Origin of the sequence: Pseudomonas sp. W3I7 (assembly GCF_030816095.1) — a bacterium.
Lineage (GTDB): Bacteria > Pseudomonadota > Gammaproteobacteria > Pseudomonadales > Pseudomonadaceae > Aquipseudomonas > Aquipseudomonas salomonii.
Map to the genome: position 1 here is coordinate 4,199,680 of NZ_JAUSXP010000001.1, position 22,148 is coordinate 4,221,827.

10 protein-coding genes, 4 tRNA genes and 1 pseudogene are annotated in these 22,148 nt (G+C 60.4%); 4 read left to right on the forward strand and 11 right to left on the reverse strand.

The window, feature by feature from the left end; translation table 11 throughout:
• Positions 1–8: 8 nt before the first annotated feature.
• The 4 genes and pseudogenes from QF043_RS19315 to QF043_RS19330 all read right to left on the reverse strand — a co-directional run bounded on the left by QF043_RS19315 (position 9) and on the right by QF043_RS19330 (position 12,506).
• Positions 9–8,243, reverse strand: coding sequence for a hemagglutinin repeat-containing protein (locus QF043_RS19315; RefSeq protein WP_307419827.1), 8,235 nt, complete (start codon positions 8,241–8,243; stop codon positions 9–11).
• A 42-nt stretch (positions 8,244–8,285) separates the two neighbouring features.
• Complete coding sequence (locus QF043_RS19320; RefSeq protein WP_305458790.1) at positions 8,286–8,792, reverse strand: toxin-activating lysine-acyltransferase; 507 nt, start codon at positions 8,790–8,792, stop codon at positions 8,286–8,288.
• A gap of 9 nt (positions 8,793–8,801) precedes the next feature.
• The gene (locus QF043_RS19325) at positions 8,802–10,580 is read right to left on the reverse strand and encodes a ShlB/FhaC/HecB family hemolysin secretion/activation protein (RefSeq protein ID WP_307419828.1); all 1,779 of its coding nucleotides are present in this window, start codon (positions 10,578–10,580) and stop codon (positions 8,802–8,804) included.
• 262 nt (positions 10,581–10,842) lie between these two features.
• Positions 10,843–12,506: pseudogene (locus QF043_RS19330) on the reverse strand (M24 family metallopeptidase).
• Positions 12,507–12,583: 77 nt separating this feature from the next.
• On the opposite strand from QF043_RS19330, the gene QF043_RS19335 reads away from it, so the two are divergent.
• Entirely contained in the window at positions 12,584–14,065 is a 1,482-nt protein-coding gene (locus tag QF043_RS19335) for a PLP-dependent aminotransferase family protein (RefSeq protein WP_307419829.1), read from the forward strand.
• 1,131 nt (positions 14,066–15,196) lie between these two features.
• Here the strand turns inward: QF043_RS19335 and QF043_RS19340 are convergent.
• Positions 15,197–15,448 carry a hypothetical protein gene (locus QF043_RS19340; protein WP_099547849.1) on the reverse strand — a complete coding sequence of 84 codons (252 nt, stop codon included), beginning with the start codon at positions 15,446–15,448 and terminating at the stop codon, positions 15,197–15,199.
• A gap of 55 nt (positions 15,449–15,503) precedes the next feature.
• Entirely contained in the window at positions 15,504–16,607 is a 1,104-nt protein-coding gene (locus QF043_RS19345; RefSeq protein ID WP_307419830.1) for a polyamine ABC transporter substrate-binding protein, read from the reverse strand.
• A gap of 138 nt (positions 16,608–16,745) precedes the next feature.
• Between QF043_RS19345 and QF043_RS19350 the strand changes: the two genes are divergently transcribed.
• Together QF043_RS19350 and QF043_RS19355 are read left to right on the forward strand one after the other, a co-directional pair.
• Positions 16,746–17,537, forward strand: a complete 792-nt coding sequence (locus QF043_RS19350) for a response regulator transcription factor (protein ID WP_305458779.1) — start codon at positions 16,746–16,748, stop codon at positions 17,535–17,537.
• A gap of 117 nt (positions 17,538–17,654) precedes the next feature.
• Entirely contained in the window at positions 17,655–19,874 is a 2,220-nt protein-coding gene (locus tag QF043_RS19355) for a hypothetical protein (RefSeq protein ID WP_307419831.1), read from the forward strand.
• Here the strand turns inward: QF043_RS19355 and gltS are convergent.
• Complete coding sequence (gltS, locus tag QF043_RS19360) at positions 19,831–21,042, reverse strand: sodium/glutamate symporter (protein WP_307419832.1); 1,212 nt, start codon at positions 21,040–21,042, stop codon at positions 19,831–19,833. The two genes, QF043_RS19355 and gltS, sit on opposite strands and share 44 nt — an antisense overlap.
• A 126-nt stretch (positions 21,043–21,168) precedes the next feature.
• Here gltS and QF043_RS19365 point away from each other — a divergent pair, with 126 nt between their 5' ends.
• Complete coding sequence (locus tag QF043_RS19365; protein WP_307419833.1) at positions 21,169–21,453, forward strand: hypothetical protein; 285 nt, start codon at positions 21,169–21,171, stop codon at positions 21,451–21,453.
• Between the two features lie 53 nt (positions 21,454–21,506).
• Here the strand turns inward: QF043_RS19365 and QF043_RS19370 are convergent.
• The 4 genes from QF043_RS19370 to QF043_RS19385 form a co-directional block, all read right to left on the reverse strand.
• A tRNA-Gly gene (locus QF043_RS19370) sits at positions 21,507–21,582 on the reverse strand.
• Positions 21,583–21,586: 4 nt separating this feature from the next.
• A tRNA-Glu gene (locus QF043_RS19375) sits at positions 21,587–21,662 on the reverse strand.
• Positions 21,663–21,767: 105 nt separating this feature from the next.
• Positions 21,768–21,843, reverse strand: a tRNA-Gly gene (locus QF043_RS19380).
• Between the two features lie 4 nt (positions 21,844–21,847).
• Positions 21,848–21,923, reverse strand: a tRNA-Glu gene (locus QF043_RS19385).
• Between the last annotated feature and the right edge of the window lie 225 nt (positions 21,924–22,148).

Below are 22,148 nucleotides of genomic sequence, written 5' to 3' on the forward strand. Positions count from 1 at the left end.
CAATCTCCTTATTTTCTCGGGCTGACAGGCACCAGTACCGGCGTGCCTTGCGGCCAATACCTTGCGCAGGCTTGCGCACCACTGCCATAACAGCTGTGCATGGTCGTATCACCGGTGAAGACATTGCCCAACTCCTTGAGCAAGCTGCTGCCCTCAGGTATTACGCCGCCAGTACCCGGGTTATTGCCCATGAAGAACCATCTGCCCACCGGGTCGTTGTTATGAACTTCGTATTTAAGAACCATCTTCGCCTGTTCGACGGGGTCGGTGACGGCCGAACGGTTTTGCAAAAAGGCCAACTGTTCATCGGCAGTGTAAACATTGAACGCCCCACCGAAGTTATACACCGTAGTCTTGCTGAGTAACCCGGCAGCATCCGGCATGTTGTAAATGGATTGTCGAGAGTTACCACCGGTCATAGTGCCGCGACTGTGTTCAGTCAGGTGCAAGCCAGTGGCGCCATAGTCGAGCTGCAGCTGGCGCGAGGCCGCGGTGTAGTTGGTCAAGCCGAAGAAGTCGTTATCCATCGCCTTCTGATACCCGGCAATCAACAGCTCCGACAGAGTATTGCCCGCCTTGGGAAACCACATGAAATACTGTGGCCCGGTCGCGCCAGGGTCGCGATGCTGAGCCGCGTATTTTGCCGCGGCTTTGTCGTCGTTGAAAATGCCATTGAGGGCTACGTTGACCACGTTGTTTTCATCCGCCTGCAGGTGTTGCCTTTCTGCATCACCCACTACACGGAACAACGGCTTGTGGTCCGGGCCTTCCTTCACATTGCCCTGTTCATCCAGCTCCAGCGCCAACATCTGTGGCGGCGTTTTGAACATGGTGCGATACGCCTCATCGGTAAACTGCACCCCTTGGCGATAGGCCTCATTCTTGATCGCCTGCTCTGCCTCGGCGGTACGCTGCAGTTTGTCCAGGTCCTGGCGCCCGGCGCCGACATGGGAATGGGCAGTGTCACGGTTAAGGCTGGCCACCGTCTGGCTGGCATCACGGCCGGTCAATTGCTGCTGGCGGTAGGCATCGGTGATGAGGATATTGCCGGCACTCACCGCGCTTCGCGTGTTGCCCTCGGACGAGTCCGAAGCCTTGCCTGCATCCAGGTAGTTGCTGAACAAGGCCTTGCTGGCGCCGTACATGCCCTGGCCGACAAAGTCGCTGCTGAGGGTGAGCCCACTGCTGTCGGCGCTGGCCTTGGCGCTGTTGTGCAAGTCAGCGGTGGTCAATGAGCCGGTACTCAAGCTGTTCTTGCCATCGGCAATCGCCTTGTCGTTGCTGGCGATCACGCCGCCCACCAAGTCGGTGTTGCCCTTGACCCGGATATCAAAACCACCGTCGCCGGCCCGAATGCCGCTCTGCTCAGTGACGCTTTCAAAGTTGGATTTCTGAATGCCTTTGTTCTGACTCAACGTGAAGCTCGATGAGCCGATGCAAAATGGCGGCACGCAAATACTCACGCCCACGCCCAGGCTAGTCTGTTTGGCCTTGTAGGTACTGGTGTCCTGCAGGCTTTCGACGCTGAAGTCACCGCCCACATCGGCCGTGACTTGCTTGCCGCTCACCACTGCGCCCTTGAGTCGGGTATCGCCACCGGAATCGAGCGAGACCTTATTACCGCCGTCCACATGGGTATTGCTCCAGACCACATCATCGCCATCGGCCTTGCCGCGGTTTTGGGACGCCCCGGCGTTAAAACTGATGCCGGTGGTTTGGCCGCCGATGGCAATGCCAATCCCAAGGCTGGCGTTGCTGCCCTTTTCGGTCGTGCGCTGTTGCACCGTGTTTTGCGCGGCCAGCAAGGCAATAGCGCCGTCGGCCTTGAGGTTCACGTCATGGCCGGCGGTGATCTGGCTGCCTTGTACGGTCAGGTTGCTGTTCTCGCCGGCGCCGGCCGCGGTAATGTTGACATCACCACCGGCCAACACCGACGAGCTGGCGGCCGAATTGGAGGTCTGCTCGGTTTTACTTTCCTTCTTGCTGGTGCCGGCCGAAATGCTGATATTGACGCCGCCGGCCATGGACGGGTCCTTGTCGTACTGGATATAGCCGTTGCCCGCCCCCATCAGGGTATTGACCAGCGCCAGGGTTTTGAGCCGGCCATCATCGGTGCGGTCGGACGCGGTTTTCATGCGCTGGGCGGTCTGCACGGCTTCGATCACCGGGTTGGTCACGGTAATCGTGAGGCCGCCTTGCTTGAACTTGGTCTCCTGGGTGATGTGCTGCTGGTCACGGGCCTCAAGGATATCGACCAAGCGCGCGGCCATGTTCACATCGCCCTTGGGCGCCGTCACTTGGCTGCCGACCTGACGGTAGGCATTGCCGGCCAGGATACTCACGTTGCCATCGGTGGCGCCGATGGTGCTGGCCGCCGCCGTTTCACTGTCGGTACGGTTTTGGTCGCTGCGCTGCTGGCTGCCGATGGTCACCGCGATGGCGCCACCGCTGAACAGCCCGCTTTGCTTGACCTGCTTGAAGTGCTGTTCGCTGAGCTGGTCGGTGGCGGCCACCACATTCACATCGTGCCCGGCCACCAGGGTGGTGCCACTGGTGGAGACCACGTTACTGCCGCGCACATTCAAGTCATTGTCGGCCTTGACCCACGCGGTCTCGCCACTGAGGGTGGTGGCCTGGGCGCGGGTTTCACTCACGGTGTCGCGGGTTGTGGTGGTCTTGCTGGAGAACAGGCTGTTACTGCCGGTGACCTTATGGGCCTCGTCGACAAAGTTGTAGCTCTGGCTGGTGCTTAAATTGACGTCGCGGCCGGTCGAAACGGTGACCCCGCCCTGTTCGCTGACGACCTTGGCGCCACGGGCATTGAGGTCATTGTCCGCGATCAGGCGTACCTCGCCCTCACCCTGGATCACACTGCCGATATCGGTGCGGCTCGCGTCCTTGCGCCAGTTACTGGCGTTCCATTGCACGCTTTGTTCACGGCTTTGGGTCACCGTGCCCAGGTTGATATCGTGGCCAGCAACCACCGTGGTCTTGCCGTCCTTGCCGGAACTGACGATCTGCGCCGCACTCAGGTTGATATCGCGCGCCGCGTTCACCACCAGTTCGCCCTTGGCATCGGAGACAAACAACCCGGCAACCCGCGAAATACCCGTGGCGGTGCCCTGGGCACTTTCGGTGTTGCGCGTGGTGGACACCAGGTTGATATCGCGACCGGCAACCGTATTCAAGCGCGTGGTGGCATCGATCAACCCGCCGAGGTTGTTCAAGTCAGTGCGGGCCTTGACCTCCACCTCGCCACCGGACAGGCGCCCGCCCAGGTTCTGCAGGTTGTCGGCGGAAATCGCCAGCACGCTGCGCCCGGCGATCGTGCCGCGGTTAACCAGGTCGCCTTGTAGCTTGAGGTCGACGACGTTGCCCGCCATCAGTGCACCGGAGCCGTCCAGGTCGCCGTCGCGCACCCGCACATACACCTGCGGCACCAACGCCTGGGTCACGCTGCCGTCGGCAAGGGTCACGTCCTTCTTGACCAGCCAGACGACATCGCTGGTCAACTGGGCCATTTGCTCAGGGCTGAGCGCCACACCCGGCACCAGGTTCCACTTGCCGGCGTAGGTCAGCGCACTGTCGAGCAACGCGCGGTACTGGGTTTCATCATTGGCGTAGCCGTCGAGGAAGCGTCTGCCGGTGAGTTGGGCGATCTGTTCGCGGATCAGTTTTTGCTCATAGAAACCATCACCCAGCCGCGTAAGGGTCAGGCCCGGATCCAGTTGCAGCCGGTCCAGCATGTAGCTGGAAGACAGCCAGGAACGATAACGGGTGAACCGTGGGTCGCTCTCCACCAGATAGTTGGGGTTGGCCTGGGGGTTGAGGTGGAACAGGCTGTTGTCCGGCACCTGCACATTAAGCCCGCCGGTACGGATTGACTCACCCACGCCCCCCGCCGCCGTCGCTTGCAACGCCGCCACTTCCAGCACCGGGCCAGGCGCTCGGCCATTGCCCACATTGACCTTGGCCGCACTGGCACCGCCGGCAGCCTGATCGACGCTGCTGGTCAGGCGCGTGCCAAGTTGCAAACCGCTGCCGGTAGGGGTGGTGTTTTGCAGGTACTGGGTTGGCCGCAGGAAAATATCCGTGACGCTGGCGGCCGGGTTGTAGGCGGCTGTCGAACGGCCCTGACGGTCACGGCCCTTGCGATGGATACGATACAAATGGCTGAACGTGCCACTGTCCGTCACCGTCTGCTGCCCGGTGACTTCAGTGTTGTTGAGCTGTCCGATAGTGCCCACCAACGTGCCGCCGGCGATGATCCGGCTCTTGTCGTTCAACACCGAATTGGCAGTCAACAGCATTGAGCCGCCGGAAAGGATTTCACCCGGGTCCGAGGTGAGGATCTGGGTTTGAGTGGTGGTGCGGGTGTAGTCGTAGCGGTTGTAGTTATCGGACACGCCCTCGGGGCTGACCAAGTGGCTGACTTCGTCGTTGTAGAGTGAGATCTGACCCGGGCGATAGCGATTGGCAGAGCCGGTGTGCTGGAACTCCTGAACGCCTTCGCGGCTGACCTCCACCACTTGCGTGCTGAAGTGCTCGTTGGTATTGCGCAACTCGGCACTGTTGAGGCTCAGCCCACCGAGTGCTTCGATGCTTGCGCTGGCGTTACGCACCAGAGCCGCCTGGCCGGTGGCCTGGCCCTGGGCATCCAGCGCGCCGCCGATCAACAGGTCACCGGCACTGAAAAGCATGGCGTGCTCACGGTTGAGCAGCGTGCCGACGCCAATGTCCAGGCGTTCGCGCGCGGCGATCACGGCCGCGCGGGCATCTTCCACATCATTGGTCAATTGCCCCGCCGCAATGGATACGTGATCACCATAAATACGGCCGCTGCCAAGGTTGTTGAGCACCTGGGTATTGATCCGAGTGATCTGGGCATCGATCACGCCACGGTTGCTCAGGGTATCCCCCACATCGAGGGTCACTTGCGCGGCACTGATCTCGCCGTTGGCGCGGTTTTCAACCCCATCGCTCGATACCCGCAATTGCTTGCCGGCCTGAACGCCACCCTGGTTGTCGAGCGTACCTTGCAGGCTCAGCTCAAGATTACCGTTGGCTTGCACTTTGCCGGTATTGACCAACCCCGAAGCCAGGTTGAGGCTGATATCGCCCAGGCTCAACACGCGGCCATCGCCACTGAGGCTGGCGCTGGTCAGGCCGAGCCGTTCTCCGGCGATCACTGTGCCGGCACTGTTGAGCAGCGCCTGGTCGGCGCGGATCGACACTTGCTTGCTCGACGAGATCAGGCCCGCGCTGTTATCCAACTGCCCGGTAGTGTTGACGCTCAGCAACTGGTCGGCACGCAGGGCACCCGAGCGGTTAAGCAACTGCGCCAGGTTCAGGGCCAGCGACTGCCCCTCCACGCCCTGATTGCTCCCTTGGGTCTGCTGGTTATCCAACTGCCCTGCATCGACCGTCAAGGTGCCCCCGGCACGTAATAGACCGCCGACGTTATCGAGGCGACCGCTGCCGATGTCCAGCCGGGCGTTACCCAGGCTCTGCAACTGGCCACCGCGATTGTTCAGGCCGCCCGCCGTCAGCAGCAGGCTCTTTTCACTGCTGAGTACACCGGCGTCGAGGTTATCGACCTGCGCAGCATGGATCGCCACGTCGCCTTTGCTGCCGATAAAGCCGGCGCTGTTATTCAGGTTGCCGGTGCGCAGCGTGATATCGGCCTGCCCGAGGATGCCATTGGCGCTGCCCGAATCGGTGTTGGTCAACGTTTGCCCATGGGTGTCGAGTGTGATCGCACCGTTACCCTGGATAAGCCCGGCCTGGTTCTTCAGCTCACCACTGCGCAGGTCCACGGTGCCGCTGCCGATAATGGCGCCGCGCTGGTTTGACAGGCCTTGCCCGGCACTGTCGAGCAACAGGGCCGCGCCACTGATCAACCCATCGTCGTTGTTCAGGCCCAGGCTGGTAATGGTCACGCCTTGCTGGGCCTGCACCACACCGCCGATGTTATCAAACGCGCCCTGGCTCACCGTCAGCACCAGCGGCCCGCCGACCGAACCCACGGTGCCCTGCCGGTTACTCAGTGCGTCGGCGCTGACACTGAGTGCGCCAATAGCCGCCAGCGTGCCGTGGTCATTGTTCACCTGCGCGCCGGACAGCGTGAGGCTGTCGCCTGCTGTGATCTTGCCTTGCGCGTTGAGCAACTGCCCGGTACTCAACTGGGCGCCCTTGGCGGCGGCCAGGGTGCCTGCACTGTTGTCCAACAGCGTATGCGCGGCGACCTTGAGGTTACCGGCCACCGCCGCCTGAACCGTGCCGCCTTGATTGAGCAAGCGATCAGCCGTCAGGCTGATATCACTGTCACTGGCCACTGTGGCGCCGGTGTTGTCCAGCAGGCCCTGGGTGTTGATGCGCAACGTGCCCGCGCCGGTCTGCAGGATGTTGCCCTGGCGGTTGGACAGTTGGTTGGCGTCGATTTGAATCTGCCGGGCCACGGTGGTGGCGCCGTCCAGTACCGCGTCGGCGACGGTGACTTGCAGTAGACCATTGCTCTGCAGGCTGCCTTGGGCCCCCGTGAGCGACTGGCCCTGAAGGGTCAAGGTGCCCGCTCCGGCGTGTTCGATCCGGCCCTTGGCATTGGACAGGGCCGCACCCGACAGGCTCACGTCGGTCGCGTTACTGGCAATGCGCCCGTCGGCATTATCGAGGCTGCCGGTTACGGCGATCACGGTGGTGCCCTTGCCCACCTGTACGATTTCACCTTGATGGTTGGACAGGCTGCCGGCCGCCAGTTGAATGCCTTCAGCATTGACCTTGGCGTTGTCGGTGGTCAGCGCCTGCTGTACCGACGTGTTCAACGTTGCGGTGGCATCCAGTGCCGCACCGCTCAAGTCAGCGCCACCCGCGCGGGCAGTGAGCGTGACATTGCGCCCGGCGGTCTCACTCGCCTTGAGGTCGAGGCTCGCCGCGTCCAGGCGCAGATCGCCGGCGGCAATGGCCGAACCTTGATGCTTGAGGGTCTGGCTGGCACTGACGTGCAGCGCACCATTGCCGCTGACCTTGCCGTCGGCCGCCACGCCGGCCCCCAGCACAGATTTGCTGGCGTTGTTAATGCTACGTGCCGTCAACGCCAAGTCCTGCTGCGCCGCGACCACGCCCTGGTTGTTGATATCGCCACCACTGGTCAACGTCGCAGTGCCCTTGCTGTACAGCGAGCCGCTGTTGTCGATGCCCAACTGGCTGTGCACCTGCAGGTTCTGGCTGCTGCTGATTTGCCCGCTGTTGCCCAGCCGGCCATCAGCGCTGATGACCACGTCGCCGGCACTGGAACCGATTTGCCCGGCATTACGCACGCCCAGACCGGCTTCGGTGCCCACCAGCTTGATCTTACCGGCGTACATGCCGCCCAATTGCGCCACATCGATCGCGACCTGGGGCTTGTCGCCGGCACCGTTGATGGCCGTCGCCTGGGTGTTGTCGGCATTCACCTGATTGGCGCCAGTGGTGACCCGCAGGTCATTGGCCCAGACCCCGGCGTTGACCTCGACCGACCGCGCGATCACATCGGTAAAGTCGGTCTGTGAGGCGTCCAGGCCCTTGCCGGAGATCACCACCTTGCCGCTTTCGACCCGATAACCTTGCAGTTGGCCGTCCTGCATTTGCGCACTGCCACTGGTCAAGGTGGCACGGTTGGCGTTGATAAAACCACACCCGTCACAGGCGATACCCGACGGGTTGGCGATCACCACCTGGGCACGGTCGCCGGCCACTTCGATGTAACCGCGCAGTTGGCTGGGGTTGCTGCTGTTGACCTCATTGAGGATCACCCGCGCCGTGCCGCCGGCCAGGTGTGCATTGCCCTCGATCCAGCCACCGAGTTGGGTCTGGGTATTGGTGCGCGCGTTATTGAGGATCGCACCTTGGGCGTTGACGTCGAATTGGCTGTAGGTGTTACGCGACACCCCCGCCGCACTCGGGGCCTGGATGTTGACTTGGGGCACACCATTGGCAGCATTGATGATCACCGGCTGCTGGCCGACGGGAGCGCCACGGTCGGCAACGATGTCGCCCCAGGCCAGGGGTGAAGCCAGCGTGATCAAGCCCAGTGCCGCCATCAACGCAAACCGCAGGGGGCGCAAGGTCAATTCAGCGCTCAAGACCACCGGGGCAACGCCTGCGCCACGACCTGAGGCTTTTTTGCTCCCCAACACGTTTTCGGCCACTACCATCAGCAGGCCACGGGCTTTATTGAAAACGATCCTGTAGAGGTTTTTGTTCATGACGATCCCTGTGTCTTGAAAAGCGTAAAAATGTGACGAGCACTACGGATGGCGAGCAATCGCTGGAACAGGTGGCGGCGTGCGCGCCAGGCCGGCACCTTGAAAGCGCTTGATTCGCAACCCGCGCTCATTGCCCCGGTGGTAAAGCGCGCTGAAGCGGCTGTCGGCAAATAAATGGCGCTGTACCAGGCGGGCAAGGCGTGCGCTGTGGCCAAACGGCGCGACCCAGTCCAGGAACCACAAGCGTTCGCCGCTGTTCCAGTCGGGTGCGGGCAGGCTGATGGCCGGGTTTTGCAGGTAGCGCTGTTCAGCGTCGGCGCTGAACCAGGCCCAGGCGGCATAAAACACCGGGCGCCCGTGTTCGTAGCCAACGATGAACTGGCGGTTGGCAATTGCCGGCAATAGCAGCGCGTTCAGTGTGTGCAACGGCACATCGCGATGGTTCGCCGAGTGCATCCACAGCCACACGGCAGCGCCCAGTGCCTGAGACTCGTTCCAGGGTTCCTCACTGAACGCCGGAACCATCAGCTCAAGATTATCGAGTTGCATGGCAAGCCCTCACATGGCCCACGTCAGGCTGAAGCCTGCGGTGGTGTTGGCTGTCTCGAAACCCTTGGGCTTGCTGATCGGCTGGCCGACAAATACGTCGTAGGACACTTGTCGGTAACCACCGCGCAACCCCACGACATAGCCAGCCAAATGATCGCCGATCAAGTAGCGGCTCGAAGGGCCGCCGACCTTGCCGTAGTCAACCCCCAGGTAAGTTTCCTGGCCGGTGTTGCCCAGCGCCAGGCCGAGGTCGTTGCGTACCAGCCACCCGCGGTCGGCGGATAAAATGTTCTCACCGTCAAACCCGCGCACGCTGTAGCGCCCGCCGATGGAAAAACGGTCCTGGGGCACCAACGCGGTACGGTTCCACTGCGCACGCCAGGCGGCGGTGTAGCGCAGGCGCTGCGTGGCGAGGTTGAACGGTACGGTAAACTGCGCGTCGGCATTGATAATCTGCGAGCGCGACGTGCCTTCGTCAAACGCCTCCTCGGGCGCGGCGATGGCGTTGCGCGCGCCGGTGCCACGGCGGTAGCTGGCGCCCAGATCGAGGGTCGCGGTACCGATGAACTCGCGGTGGCTCAGCCCCAATGCCCAACCGGCCATGCGCCGGCGCTGGATCTCGATTTCGGTGTCGTCGATGTAGTTTTGCGAGGTGCGGGTCCAGCCACTGAGTTTGAGCGTGGTTTTGCGCACGGCATCGCGATACAGCAAGCGCGAGGCACTGATTTCGTTGTTTTTGCTTTCACCGGTGTATTGGTAAGTCTGGTTGGCCCCGGCGACTGTCTGGTGATAGTCATATTCGCTGGAGGTAATGCCGAATAACCAATAACCGTAGGGCACGGAGTAATGCAGGGTATGGCCCTTGGAGCCACGACTGCCCGAATCGCCACCGCCCAGATCGTGGTTGAAGCTGGCATAGAACAAGTCGTTCAGGCTCAGCAGGTTGTCCAATGACACGGAGGTCGAGCCCAGGTATTTGCCGGTGGCATCGGTCCCCGAATCGTCGACCGAGACGCTCAAGCGCACAGGAAGCGCCTGCTTCCAGGCGATGACCAAATCACTGTCACCCGGCTTTGCGTCCATCCCCTGGGCGGCGGCGATTTGAATATCCGCCTCGGCCGTCGGCACGCGCTTGAAGTTTTCCAACGCTTGCTCAAGGTCGCGCAGGTTGAGCAGATCACCGGCGCTGGCAGGCACGGCGTTCCAGGCATTGGCGCGGGTGGAGGTGCCTTCGGCGAAACGAATCGAATGAATGCGCCCGGGAATCAAGGTCAGTTGCAGCACGCCGCTGTTCAAGTCCTGGGGCGGCGCAAGCACGCGCGTGGTGACAAACCCGCGCTCGATAATCGCATTCTGGATACGTTTCATCGTCAGGTTGATGCCCTGGGCACCGAGGCATTGGCCGGTGGCGGGATCATGCTTGGGGTCGGCGCTGCGCAGCGCCCATTGAAAATCCTCCGCCAGCTCGCCGTTCAAGGCGATCTTGCGGATCAGGAAACAGGGCGTTTCGCGTTTCTCAAGCAAAGACCCTTTGGAGGACGACGGCGGTAACTCAAGGCGCACATCCGGCGCCGGCTCCAGTTGCTCACGCAATGCGCGCTCGCGGTCTTGTTGCAGCAACAACTGCTGCGCAGGTACGGGAGGGTCAGCGGCGTGCGCGACGCAGCTGCCGAGCGCTGCCAACAGCAACACGGCCATCGAATGATGAGAGGGTGCCAGGTTTTTAACGGGCGAGTACAACGTGCAAAAGCGGGCCAGAGACTCCCCCGGCCGGAAAAACACTTCCATTTCGCATCCCTGTGAAGTTTTCCTGCCGGCGCATCAAACACCCGAACGGCACTTGAGCAGCAGGAATCGCCTTGATGGCCAATGGCTGTATGAGCGGACAACGTTCACAAAGTTCACGCAAAACCGGGAAATATCCTACAAAAAACAGCTATTACTTCAAGGGCAACAGCCGGCTTTTTAGCTGCGCCCGCTCTAGCTCAGGCCGTTGCGGCCAGAGCCTGGCAGTGCAGCCCGCGGCAGTGGCGGGCTGCACGTTAGCCCTTCAAGCCTGCAGCATCAGGATATCTTCAAAGAACCCGCCGACCGGCTCGGTGGGGTGGCAGAGCTGGATCTCCAGCACCCACACCATTTCACTTGGCGTGATCTCAAGCGCGGCCAGTTCCTGGTTGCCAAACAAGGCGTGGGGGAAATCCGCAATACGGTGGCCTGCCAGGTTACGGGACAGCCGCCAGCCCTTGGAAACGGCCCGCGCCTCGGCAAAGTCATACAGCTCACAGCCGGTCATGCCACGCTTCCACGCTTCGCGGGTTTCATCGAAGACTTCATGCACAGCCTTGAAACAATCGTGGTGCAGCGCTGACGCGCCGAAGACGAAAGTGTCGCCATAGTCGCCCTCGTAGCCGTCCCACACCGGGCCGAGGTCGACCACCACGATATCGCTGGCACGCAGCGTGCGCAGGGGGTCAATGCCTTCTCTCGGTGGGCGAACCGTGTCGTCGCCAAACCGGATGTACGTCGGGTGCCAGGTGTGGGAGGCGCCCATGGCCTGCAATTGCTCGGCGGCCATGTCGAGGGTTTCTCCGGTGGTCATGCCGACTTTGAGCTGGCTGGCAATCGCCGCCAGGGCGCGGATGGTTTTTTCACGGGCGGCGAGCATGCCGTCCAGCGAATACCTCGGGCCGACCTTTTCCCAGGTGTCATCCAGTGTCTTGAGCAGCGTGTCGGCGCTCGACTGGCCACTGGGCACAAAGGCTTCGGCGATAAAACGATGGCTGGGCAGACCCGCTTCCAGGCACTCGGCACGCGTCTGGCTGATCATGCCGCCGTTACCGCAGGCATACACCTGCGCCGCTTCCCAGTGGTGCCCGTGGCTTAGCGCGACTTCCTGCACCTTGCCCTGGGCAGCCAATACCGGGTGCCAGTGAAAACGCGGGTGGTCAAGGACCGCCTGGTCGAGGAATGCACGGTCGTAAAAATCGGTTGCCTGCGCGCCGCCCCAGTAAAACGTCACCTCCACATCCCGCTTCAAGGCGGTCAGCAGGATCGGCTTGATACCCGCGTAGCCGGTGCCGGTGGCGAACAGCACGACCGGCGCAGCGTCATCGTCCTGCCAGGTGCAGGCACCAAAAGGCCCTTCCAGTTGCAACAGATCGCCGGCCTCCAGGCCGCCCAGCAGGGTCTCGGAAAACAGCCCACCGCTCACCCGGCGAATCTGAAACACCAGGCGCCCATCGCCTTCGGCCGGCAGGTTGGCGATCGAGAAGCACCGCGAATCGCCATCGACCAGGCGGAACTTGAGGTACTGGCCCGCCCGCACGGCCAACGGCATATCCGGCATCAGCACCAACTCGATGATGTCGGCGCTCAATGCGCACTTGCTCAGCACCGTGGCCTCGACCACCAGCGCGGGCGTGTCCAGCGACCAGCCGGGTATTTCCAGGCGCATGTCGGCGCAGGCATGGCTTTGGCACAGCAGCATTTCATTGGCCGCCAACGGGTAGCTGGGCGCGCGGTTGCGCCAGGGGCCAGTTGCTTGGCGCGGTACTCACCTTGGGCGACCACCACCTTGCACGACCCACAGGCACCGCGTCGGCACGAGAACGGCACCGACAAACCGCTGGCGAGCATGGCGTCCAGCAGCAGCTCGTCACCGGCTTCAAAGGTTTTCCCCGAGGGAGAGAGTTCGATTACATGGCGTGTGTTCATAAAAACCTCGGAGTGAGTGAGGCCTGATTGTTGCGCTAGACTAGGCCCATTAAAACCTCCAGTTTTGGATACTTCAGATGGTCCAGATGCGTAAATGGCGCCCCCTGCTCAAGCTTGACGACGGCACAAGCCAAGCCTCCTATCGCAAGATTGCCGAAGGCCTCGTCGCGGCCATCCTCGAAGGGCGGCTGCCGCCCGGCACATTGCTGCCGGGCACGCGGGAGATGGCGCAGTTGCTCGACGTCAACCGCAAGACCGTGATCCTGGCCTATGAAGAAGCCCTGACCAAAGGCTGGCTGATCAGCGAGCCGCGGCGCGGGACGTTCGTCAATGCGCAGCTGGCACCCAAGCCCGCAGCCAGTCACGCCAAGCCGTCCTTCGCCCCGGCGCTAGTACCGCAGGCGGTCGTGCCCTACTTCAGCCAGAACGCCCAGGTGATTGCCCTGGAGCATCGGCATGACGCGCTGTTTTTCGATAACGGCGCGTGCGATCACCGCTTGTTGCCGCAAGCCGTGCTGCATCGCTACTACCGCAACGCCTTGCGCAGCAGCTTTACCACCAACACGGTGCGCTACGGCAGCGAAGGCACCGGCTATTACCTGCGCTGCGCGTTGGCCGATATGTTGCGCAACAATCGCGGGCTGATGATCAGCGCCGAGAATATCTGCCTGACGCCAGGCACCCAGGTGTCGCTGTACCTCACGGCCAGCCTGCTGATCCAACCCGGTGACGTGGTGTTGGTGGAGCGCTTGAGTTACCCGCCGGCGTGGGAGATTTTTCGCAAACTCGGCGCGCGCTTGATTACCGTCGACATGGACGATGAAGGCTGCCGCACCGACCATATCGAGCAACTCTGCCAAGCGCATAAGGTGCGCATGATCTACCTCACGCCGCACCATCAATTCCCCACCACCGTGAGCCTGCATGCGGCACGTCGGCAACAGTTGCTGGCCTTGGCGGCGCTGCACGATTTTTGTGTGATCGAAGAAGACTACGACCACGAGTATCACTTCAACGGGCGGCCCTACTTGCCTCTGGCCAGTGACAGCGCGCAACGCCATGTGATCTATATCGGCTCGTTATCCAAGGCATTGGGATCGACATTTCGCTGCAGCTATGTGGTGGCGCCGGCCAATGTGATTGAAGTGCTGCAAAAGAGCGCCGCACTGGTGGTGGGCGACACCGACGCCGTCGCGCAAAAGATGTTGGCAGACCTGATCAACGAGGGTGAATTAAAGAAGCACCTGCGCCGTGTTTCGAAAGAATACGCCGCGCGGCGGGAAGTGTTGCAAAGCTGCCTGCACGAGGCGTTCGGCGAGCGTGTCCAGGTGCGCACGCCGGAAGGTGGGCTGGCGCTCTGGGTGCGTTTTAAGGATGAGACCGATGTTGATCGGTTAGTGGAAAATGCCCTGGGCCAGGGCGTTGTGGTGCGCAGTGCACGTCAGTTTTCGCCCGAGGGCTTGTCGGAGAATGCGTTGCGCCTGGGGTTTGCTTCGCTCAATCGGGATGAGATACGCCAAGGTACATTGCGCTTGGCGCGGGCCATGAAGATGTGTTGAACACAGGCCGAACGCTATGTGTGGGGGGGTGGGTTGTTGAGTGTATATCCGTTGCTGCGGTAACGGCGGCTTAGGGTTCCGCTCTTACAGCGGGTCACTTTTGCAAGGACGCAAAAGTAACCAAAAGGTCCTCGCCCCAACACTCGGTGCCTCGCTGTGGCTCGGCATGCCCGCAATCCGACACTGATTTGGGGGGACGCCGCCACGCGCCATCCATGGCGCGGGGCGGCTAAACCGGCATCCCTGCCGGTTTACCCCCCAAATCACTGTCAGATTCCGGCCATCGTGTTTGACGGGGCGATTTCAGATCAAGATCAAGATCAAGATCACAAGCGCAGATCAAAAGACCGCTGACTTCGTCATCGAAAAGGATGTAAGGGCCGGAGCAACAGCAACAGCAACAGCAACAGCAACAGCAACAGCAACAGCAGAGCCATACTCGGTCAAAGGTGGGAGCTGGCTTGCCGGCGATGGCATCAACCGGTTGTACCTGATGTACCGAGGTGTCTGCATCGCAGGCAAGCCAGCTCCCACAGAAAAGCAGCTCTTCAGTGCATGCAAATCCGCAGCCGACCTCTTTTTCAAAACCGCATGCGGTCAACTGTGGGAGCGGGCTTGCTCGCGAATGCGGTGGGTCAGTTACAGATGAATTGACTGACATACCGCCTTCGCGAGCAAGCCCGCTCCCACATTTAGACCCAGTTGTATCAGGTAGATAGGCTTTTGATTTGCACTTGATCTGGCTCTTGCTTCAACCACTCAGGTCGGCTTTCAGGCCGCCGTGCTGTAGATCTTGATCTTGATCTTGATCTTGATCTGAGGCGCCCCGTTAACCACGATGGCCGAACGCAGGCTTGAATCCATGGGTAACCCGGCAGGACGCCGGGTTAGCCGCGCTGGGCCAAGGATGGCCCATCGCGGCGGCCCACGGATTCAAGCCGGAGTGCGGGCACACCGAGCCACAGCGAGGTGCCGAGTGGTGGGGCGAAGACCTTTTGGTTACTTTTGTGTCTTTACAAAAGTGACCCGCTGTAAGAGCGGAACCATAGGCCGCCGTTACCGCAGCAATGGATATACACTCAAAACCAACGCCCCTAAGACCGCCTCAAAAGACCTTGAAAAGCAAAGCACTCAAAGAGGCAGCATCAAACGAGACCGCTCTTGTACCCGCGCCAACTCGGGAAACTCCAGCAGCAACGCCCGGTTGCCCCTGCCGATATGCTCCATGACCGCCCGTGTAACATATTCACGCACCATCCCGGTCGAGACGTAATACATGGCCCAGGCTTGCTCCGGCGTACAGTGACCGATCTGCTCCTCGATCTCCTTGTACGCCTGGTAGTCGTCCGATTTCACGTCGCACGGGTCATCACGTCGGGCCATGATTTATCTCCCTCTCTGGGATCTCTGCGAAAGCGCCAGGGCCTTACTCAGCCCGTCACGTACCGCTCTTGACCTTGGTCCACACGCGCGTGCGGATACGCTCGAGTTTCAACGGCAATGGCTCAAGCGGCACCAGCGTGGCGATAGTGGCTTTGGACGGATAAATCCACGGGTTATCGCGCAACTTCTGCTCAACCAGCGCGGTGGCGTCCTTGTTGGCATTCGGGTACAGCGTGTGGTTGGAGCTCTTGGCAATCACCTCGGGCTCAAGCATGTAATTGATAAACGCCAAGCCGGCCTTGGCGTTGGGCGCATCCTTGAGCAGCACAAAGTTTTCCGACCAGACCAGCCCGCCCTCGCGCGGCAAGCTGTAGGCAATCTTGCGGCCAGTGTGGTTTTTCTCATTGATGGCCTGGGCCGTCAGCGCCCCGCTCGCCCAGCCCACGACCACGCAGATATTGCCATCGGCAAAGTCGGCGTCGGTTCTGGAGGAGTCGAAATAGAGAACGTAAGGGCGGATTTTCAGCAGCAGCGCCTGGGCCTTCTGGTAGTCCTCGGGGTTCTGGCTGTTGCTCGGCAGGCCAAGGTAATGCAAGGCGATGGAGATGATTTCACTCGGCGAATCGAGCATCGCCACGCCGCAGGACTTGAGTTTGCTGATGTTTTCTTCTTTGAAGATCAAGTCCCAGCTGTCCACCGGGGCGTTATCACCCAGTGCCGCCTTGACCTTATCCACGTCATAGCCGATGCCGGTGGTGCCCCACAGATAAGGAATCGCGTATTCGTTGCCTGGGTCGTTGGTGGCGAGCAACGCCAGCATTTCCGGGTCGATATGCGCATAGTTGCTCAGTTGGCTGCGGTCCAGCGGGGCCAGCACGCCCGCCTGGATCAGGCTTGGCAACACGTTGGAGGTGGCGACGACAACGTCATACCCGGTGCGCCCGGCCATGGCCTTGCTTTGCATGACCTCGGCACTGTCGAAGGTATCAATGTGCATCTTGGTGCCGGTTTTTTGCTCGAATTCCTTCGGCGTTTCTGGTGCGATCAACCCGAACCAGTTGTACAGGTTAACCCGGGGTTCTGCCGCCGCTGCGGGCGTGCCGGCCCCCACACAGACAAGCGAGGCTAAAAAAATGGCTCGCAAATGTGATTTATTCATATAACTATCCTTGTCAAAAACGACAGGCCTTCATGGCCATCAACGCTGGTGGGTGAATATACCCGGCGTCGTCGAATAGTAAATACCTACAAATACTTAGCTCAGCCCCATGAATCCCTAACCCAAAAGGGGTAGTCCATGTCACTCGACCTACACAATCTCGCCTGGCACCGGTCGGCCGGCAAGCTGATCATGGAGCTGAATCGCCCAGCCTTCTGGAGCTCGCTGGTCCGCGTCTTGAATGAGTATGTGCAGATCGACAATTGGGTGGTCCTGGTGTTCAGCAACCAGCAAGTCAACGTCGTCAGCGTGACCGAGGTAGCGGATGCCGACGAAGTCGACGCCCTGACGCAGCTGTATGTAAAAGGCCTTTACCTGCTGGACCCATTTTACATTGCCAACCGTGAAAACCCGCAGAGTGGTTTCTTCCACCTGTCAGACATCGCCCCCGAGCACTTCCTGACCACCGAGTACTACCATCAGTATTTCGCCCGGTACGTGTCCGTCGATGAGGTGCAGTACAACGTCCAGCTCGACGCGGATCGAACCCTGTGTATTTCATTTGGCAGTAACACGCGCTACACCCCGGAACAGATCACCACTCTGGATATCATCAAGCCCTGGGTCATGGCGTTGATGCATCAACGCATGTGCTTTGAAGTGGATGAGGAAAAAAACCTTAGTGAGCCGCCGCCCTGGTCCGAAGCCATTGCGCAATTGGGCACGCAGATCACCACGCGCGAGAAGGACGTGCTCAAGTTGCTGCTCAGTGGTTTCTCCAATAAAGAAATCGCCGGCAAACTGGCGCTGTCGACCGAAACCATCAAAGTGCACCGACGCAATATTTACAACAAGCTCAACATCAAGTCGCAGTCCGAACTGTTTTCGCGTTTTTTCATGCCCAAACAGGACGTTTACACCCTGAATTAGACGAACGACGACCCACCCTGCCTAAGAAGCCCTCAACGGTGACCTAGCCGTTCGGTCAGTTACTGCACTTTGCACCTTTGCGTACTCTTTCCCTTGATTTCCATCGGAGGAGTCTTGATGCCCTTGATCAGCGCTGTAGAACACGCTTGCACACGTCTGGCCCCGGCAGGATGGCGTGAGCTGCTGATGCATCACGGCCTGGACATCACCTCGTCAAGCCTGCGTGAAGAGCTCGCCAGGCCTCTGCAGATTGACCGCACCCAAGCAGGCTTTGAGGATTTTTCCGGCGATGCCACACGCGGCATAGAGCCTGGGCGCCCGGCCGACAGCCTGTTGTTTCATGCATTCGCCTCGCCCAATGTGGTCACTGGGGTCAACGGTGAAACGCTCACGGCCTTCCCCACAGCCGCTGAAATCGAGCACATCCTCAATTATGTCTATGGCGCCACTCCCCCGACCCTGGCGGCTTTGCAGCAACGAGCCGGTGAGGCGCCACTGGCGATTGCAGTGTTTGCCTATGAATACCGGCCCTACGCCGAAACCGTGCACAGCCGCCAGGCGGACCTGTGTTTTTCACGCACCGGGGTGGCCCGGGTCGGTACAGCGAACGCACTGTATAACCCGCAGCAACGAGGCTTTTTGCCCTTTGTCGAAGGCCAGCCGAATCAGATGCGGGTGATACCGGCGCGCTACGGCGCGTTCATCGCTGCCCGGCACACCGGCCAACCGGCGCAGTTTGGCCCAATGGATGCTCAACCTATCGATGAGGATCTGGAGTTCTGGGTGCCGTTGCACAAAGTGTTCGATGGCCACGAATGCCTGGCCGGGATGGACCTGACCGTGCAGCTGGAAAACCATCAGATCAATGAAAAAATCGCACAGATCCATCGGCGCTTTCCCGATACCGGCTGGCAAGAGCCTGACATTCTCAACGCGCCTTTCGTCATCACCGAGGGCTTGTGCCATTGGGCGAATACTGATGAATTCGCGCCGGGGCTGTTGATGCCCGACGCCAAAGACGCGCTGGTGGAACTGGCCTGTTACCAAGACCGTCCGCTGTCGTTCATGATGCCCGCAAATACCGGCGGGTTGGTGCATGGGCGCCATCATTTGCGCGACGACGGTTCGATCGAAGACCTCAACCAGCGTGAGGATGTCGACGCCATCGTCAAGGCGGGCGGCTACCGAGCCCTGCATTATCAGGATGCCATGGCCGACGGCTGGGTACGTGCCCAATGCCCTGCCCTGGAACTGGCGAGCATTGCCGCCTACTCCATCATCGGTGCGCCGGATTTTTTTCCGTTGTGCGGGCAGCGGGAACTCAAGCGATGGTCCAGTGACCCTGGCGTTTTCCCTTGCCCTGCGCCGCCCTGTCCAGAGGTTTGGCATACGCGGGTGAACCCACTGTCCGACGTGCGTTTTTTTATCAATCAAGCCCTTGCCGGTGGGTACTTCGCCCCTGAAGACCGCGGCGTCACCGCCATCGTCTCCCACCCACAGTTTTCCACAACACCTGGCTCGGCCCTGCCTGTGCAGCATGCTCAACGGCAATCCTGGTTGCCGGATTTCGCCAGCGGGGTCTTTGGGCCGGGCTGGGAAGTGGGCCGGGGCCTGGTCGACGCTCCGTTTACGAACATGCTGTGCGGTTATCAGTTAGCCAGCCCGTTTACTGAGGATGCACGCATCTGTGCGGCACTCGGCTCGTACTGGCCAGGGGTGGCGCCTGATTCCACCCGCAGCTTTGAACCGCGCAATGTTTCCGCCACGGTCATTCCGCTGACAGACAGCGAAATCGGCCTGGGCGACAGCCCTGCCTGGGATGGTCGCGCCGGTCCCACCTTGATTGAATCCCAGGGACGCCCAGTGGTGCAGTACGGTGCCTATGAATACAGCGACTACACGCAGGCCGCATTGGAGGGGCAACTGTCGCTGGCCATCACCGGGCAGACCCGTACCGCGCAGTACCACCAGAGAGTGCTGGGGATGCGCCGTGCTTATGAGGCCGTAGGTGCCGGGTCAGACAAAGAACAACGAAAACGCTGGCCGTTGCTGTCGTATTTTCGAGTGCAATTGCCGGATAAAGCTTTCGAAGTTGCGCAGCAAGAGGCCGGATTGCAACTCTCGGGGGAGGTGCATTTTTACACGCTGTACAAACATGGCGCGATAATCACCCCCACGCACAACTTCAAACTTCGCCACGTGCAAATAGAACAGGTAATCGACCTGTACATGAGCCACGACGCCGTACTGATCCGTCAGGACGCAGCCGCTTGGCGACCATTCGAAGGCCCCCTCAGCCCGCCGCCCCCAGAAACGGCAGCGCCAGGTACAACTTGATCACCACCGCATTGGTAATGTCGATAAAGAACGCCCCCACCATCGGCACCACCAGAAACGCAATCGGCGAAGGCCCGAAGCGCTGCGTGACCGCCTGCATATTGGCGATGGCGGTCGGCGTGGCACCCAAGCCAAAACCGCAGTGCCCCGCCGCCAGTACGGCCGCGTCATAGTTGCGGCCCATGACCCGGAACGTCACGAAAATCGCGAAAAGCGCCATCAGCAACGCCTGGGCCGCCAACAAAATCACAATCGGCAAGGCCAGCGCCGCCAGGTCCCAGAGTTTGAGCGACATCAGCGCAATCGCCAGGAACAACGACAAGCTGACATTGCCCAGCAGCGACACTTCACGCTCAAACACCTGATGCCAGCCCAGCGCCGACAAGCCGTTGCGCAACACCACGCCCACAAACAGCACGCATACAAACGTCGGCAACTCGAAAGCCGTACCTTTAATAAAGCCATACAGGAATGTGCCGACCTGCAAGCTGATCGCCAATAACGCCAGGGTCTCGATAAACGAAAACGAGGTGATCATGCGTTCCTGGTTGGGCTGCTCAAAGCCTTTGGGCTGAGGCGGTAGCGCCAGTTCAACACCAGGCACCTGCACACGTTTGATCAACAAACGTGCAACCGGGCCACCGATCAGCCCACCCAGTACCAAGCCAAACGTCGCCGAGGCAATCGCCAGTTCGGACGCCGAAGCCACGCCATATTTTTCGCTGAACACGGCGCCCCAGGCCGCGCCGGTGCCGTGGCCGCCGGACAGGGTGACGGAGCCTGCCAACAGCCCCATCAACGGGTCGAGACCCAGCGCCTTGGCCAGGGCAATGCCCATGGCATTTTGCACCACCAGCAGGGCCGTCACGACCAGCAGGAAGATGCCGAGGATGCGCCCGCCTTTCTTCAGGCTGGCAAAGTCCGCATTCAGGCCGATGGTGGCAAAGAATGCCAGCATCAAGGGGGCCTGCAATGAGGCGTCGAATCGAACTTCGATATCCGTCAATGCGCGCAGCAACAGCAGCAGCGCAGCCACCAATAAGCCGCCGACCACCGGCTCCGGAATGCTGTAGGCGCGTAAAAAGCCGATGCGGGCGACCAGCCAACGCCCCAACAGCAACACCAGAGAGGCGGCCACCAGGGTTGAATAAAAATCGAGTTGGAACATCTGGGCAGTTCTCCGACGTGAACAGGCACACTGGGCTGGCCAGAGTAGAGACAGCAGACCCAGTACACACCCACCCGCGATTAACTACAGACTATTCCCACACACTTAACAACAAGACCTACACAGTTGAGAGGTTCACTCGCTGCAAAACCTTTAGAAAAACTAAAAGTGATGGAACCGGGCGAGTTTTTGTCGCCGGCAGAGCCGCTCTTGAACGGCCTGCTGCTGGACAGCCTGGGCTGGAACCAGGTGTTCATCTTCCTGGCCATTGGCTCTTTCACCAGTTTCGTGCTCTTGCTGACCATGGCCGAGCCTATTCGCCACCCAGCACACACATGGCACTGTCCACGCAGAGTGTTTATCAATCGGCAAAACGCTGTGGTTGGGCCTGTTCCTGACCCGGCTGAGTAAATTCAGCGCAAACAAAAACGCCGATCATTGCTGATCGGCGTTTTTGTTGAATATGGAGCGGGAAACGAGACTCGAACTCGCGACCCCGACCTTGGCAAGGTCGTGCTCTACCAACTGAGCTATTCCCGCAAAATGGCGTCCCCTAGGGGACTCGAACCCCTGTTACCGCCGTGAAAGGGCGGTGTCCTAGGCCACTAGACGAAGGGGACACACAACTGAAACACATGGTGTGTGTTTCAGTGCCCAGAGGTTAAATCCGAAGATTATGCCCTGGTTTCACTCAATGCCGCCCGAGGGCCACATTGCTTGTAAATTGGAGCGGGAAACGAGACTCGAACTCGCGACCCCGACCTTGGCAAGGTCGTGCTCTACCAACTGAGCTATTCCCGCATATTGGCGTCCCCTAGGGGACTCGAACCCCTGTTACCGCCGTGAAAGGGCGGTGTCCTAGGCCACTAGACGAAGGGGACACACGTACAACATTCACTCCTTACCGCGTTTCGCTGTGTGCTTTACGCTGTAAGTGGCGCGCATTCTATGGATGGATTGAAAGGTCGTCAACCCCCAAGGATAAATTTATTTAAATCAATGACTTCGACCTGCTTTCCAGGCCTTTGCGAGCATTCTGCCCGTGGGGGCTTTGACGCCTATATTCTGGCGCCCGACAAGACGCTATAGTTGGCCCGAGTAAATGA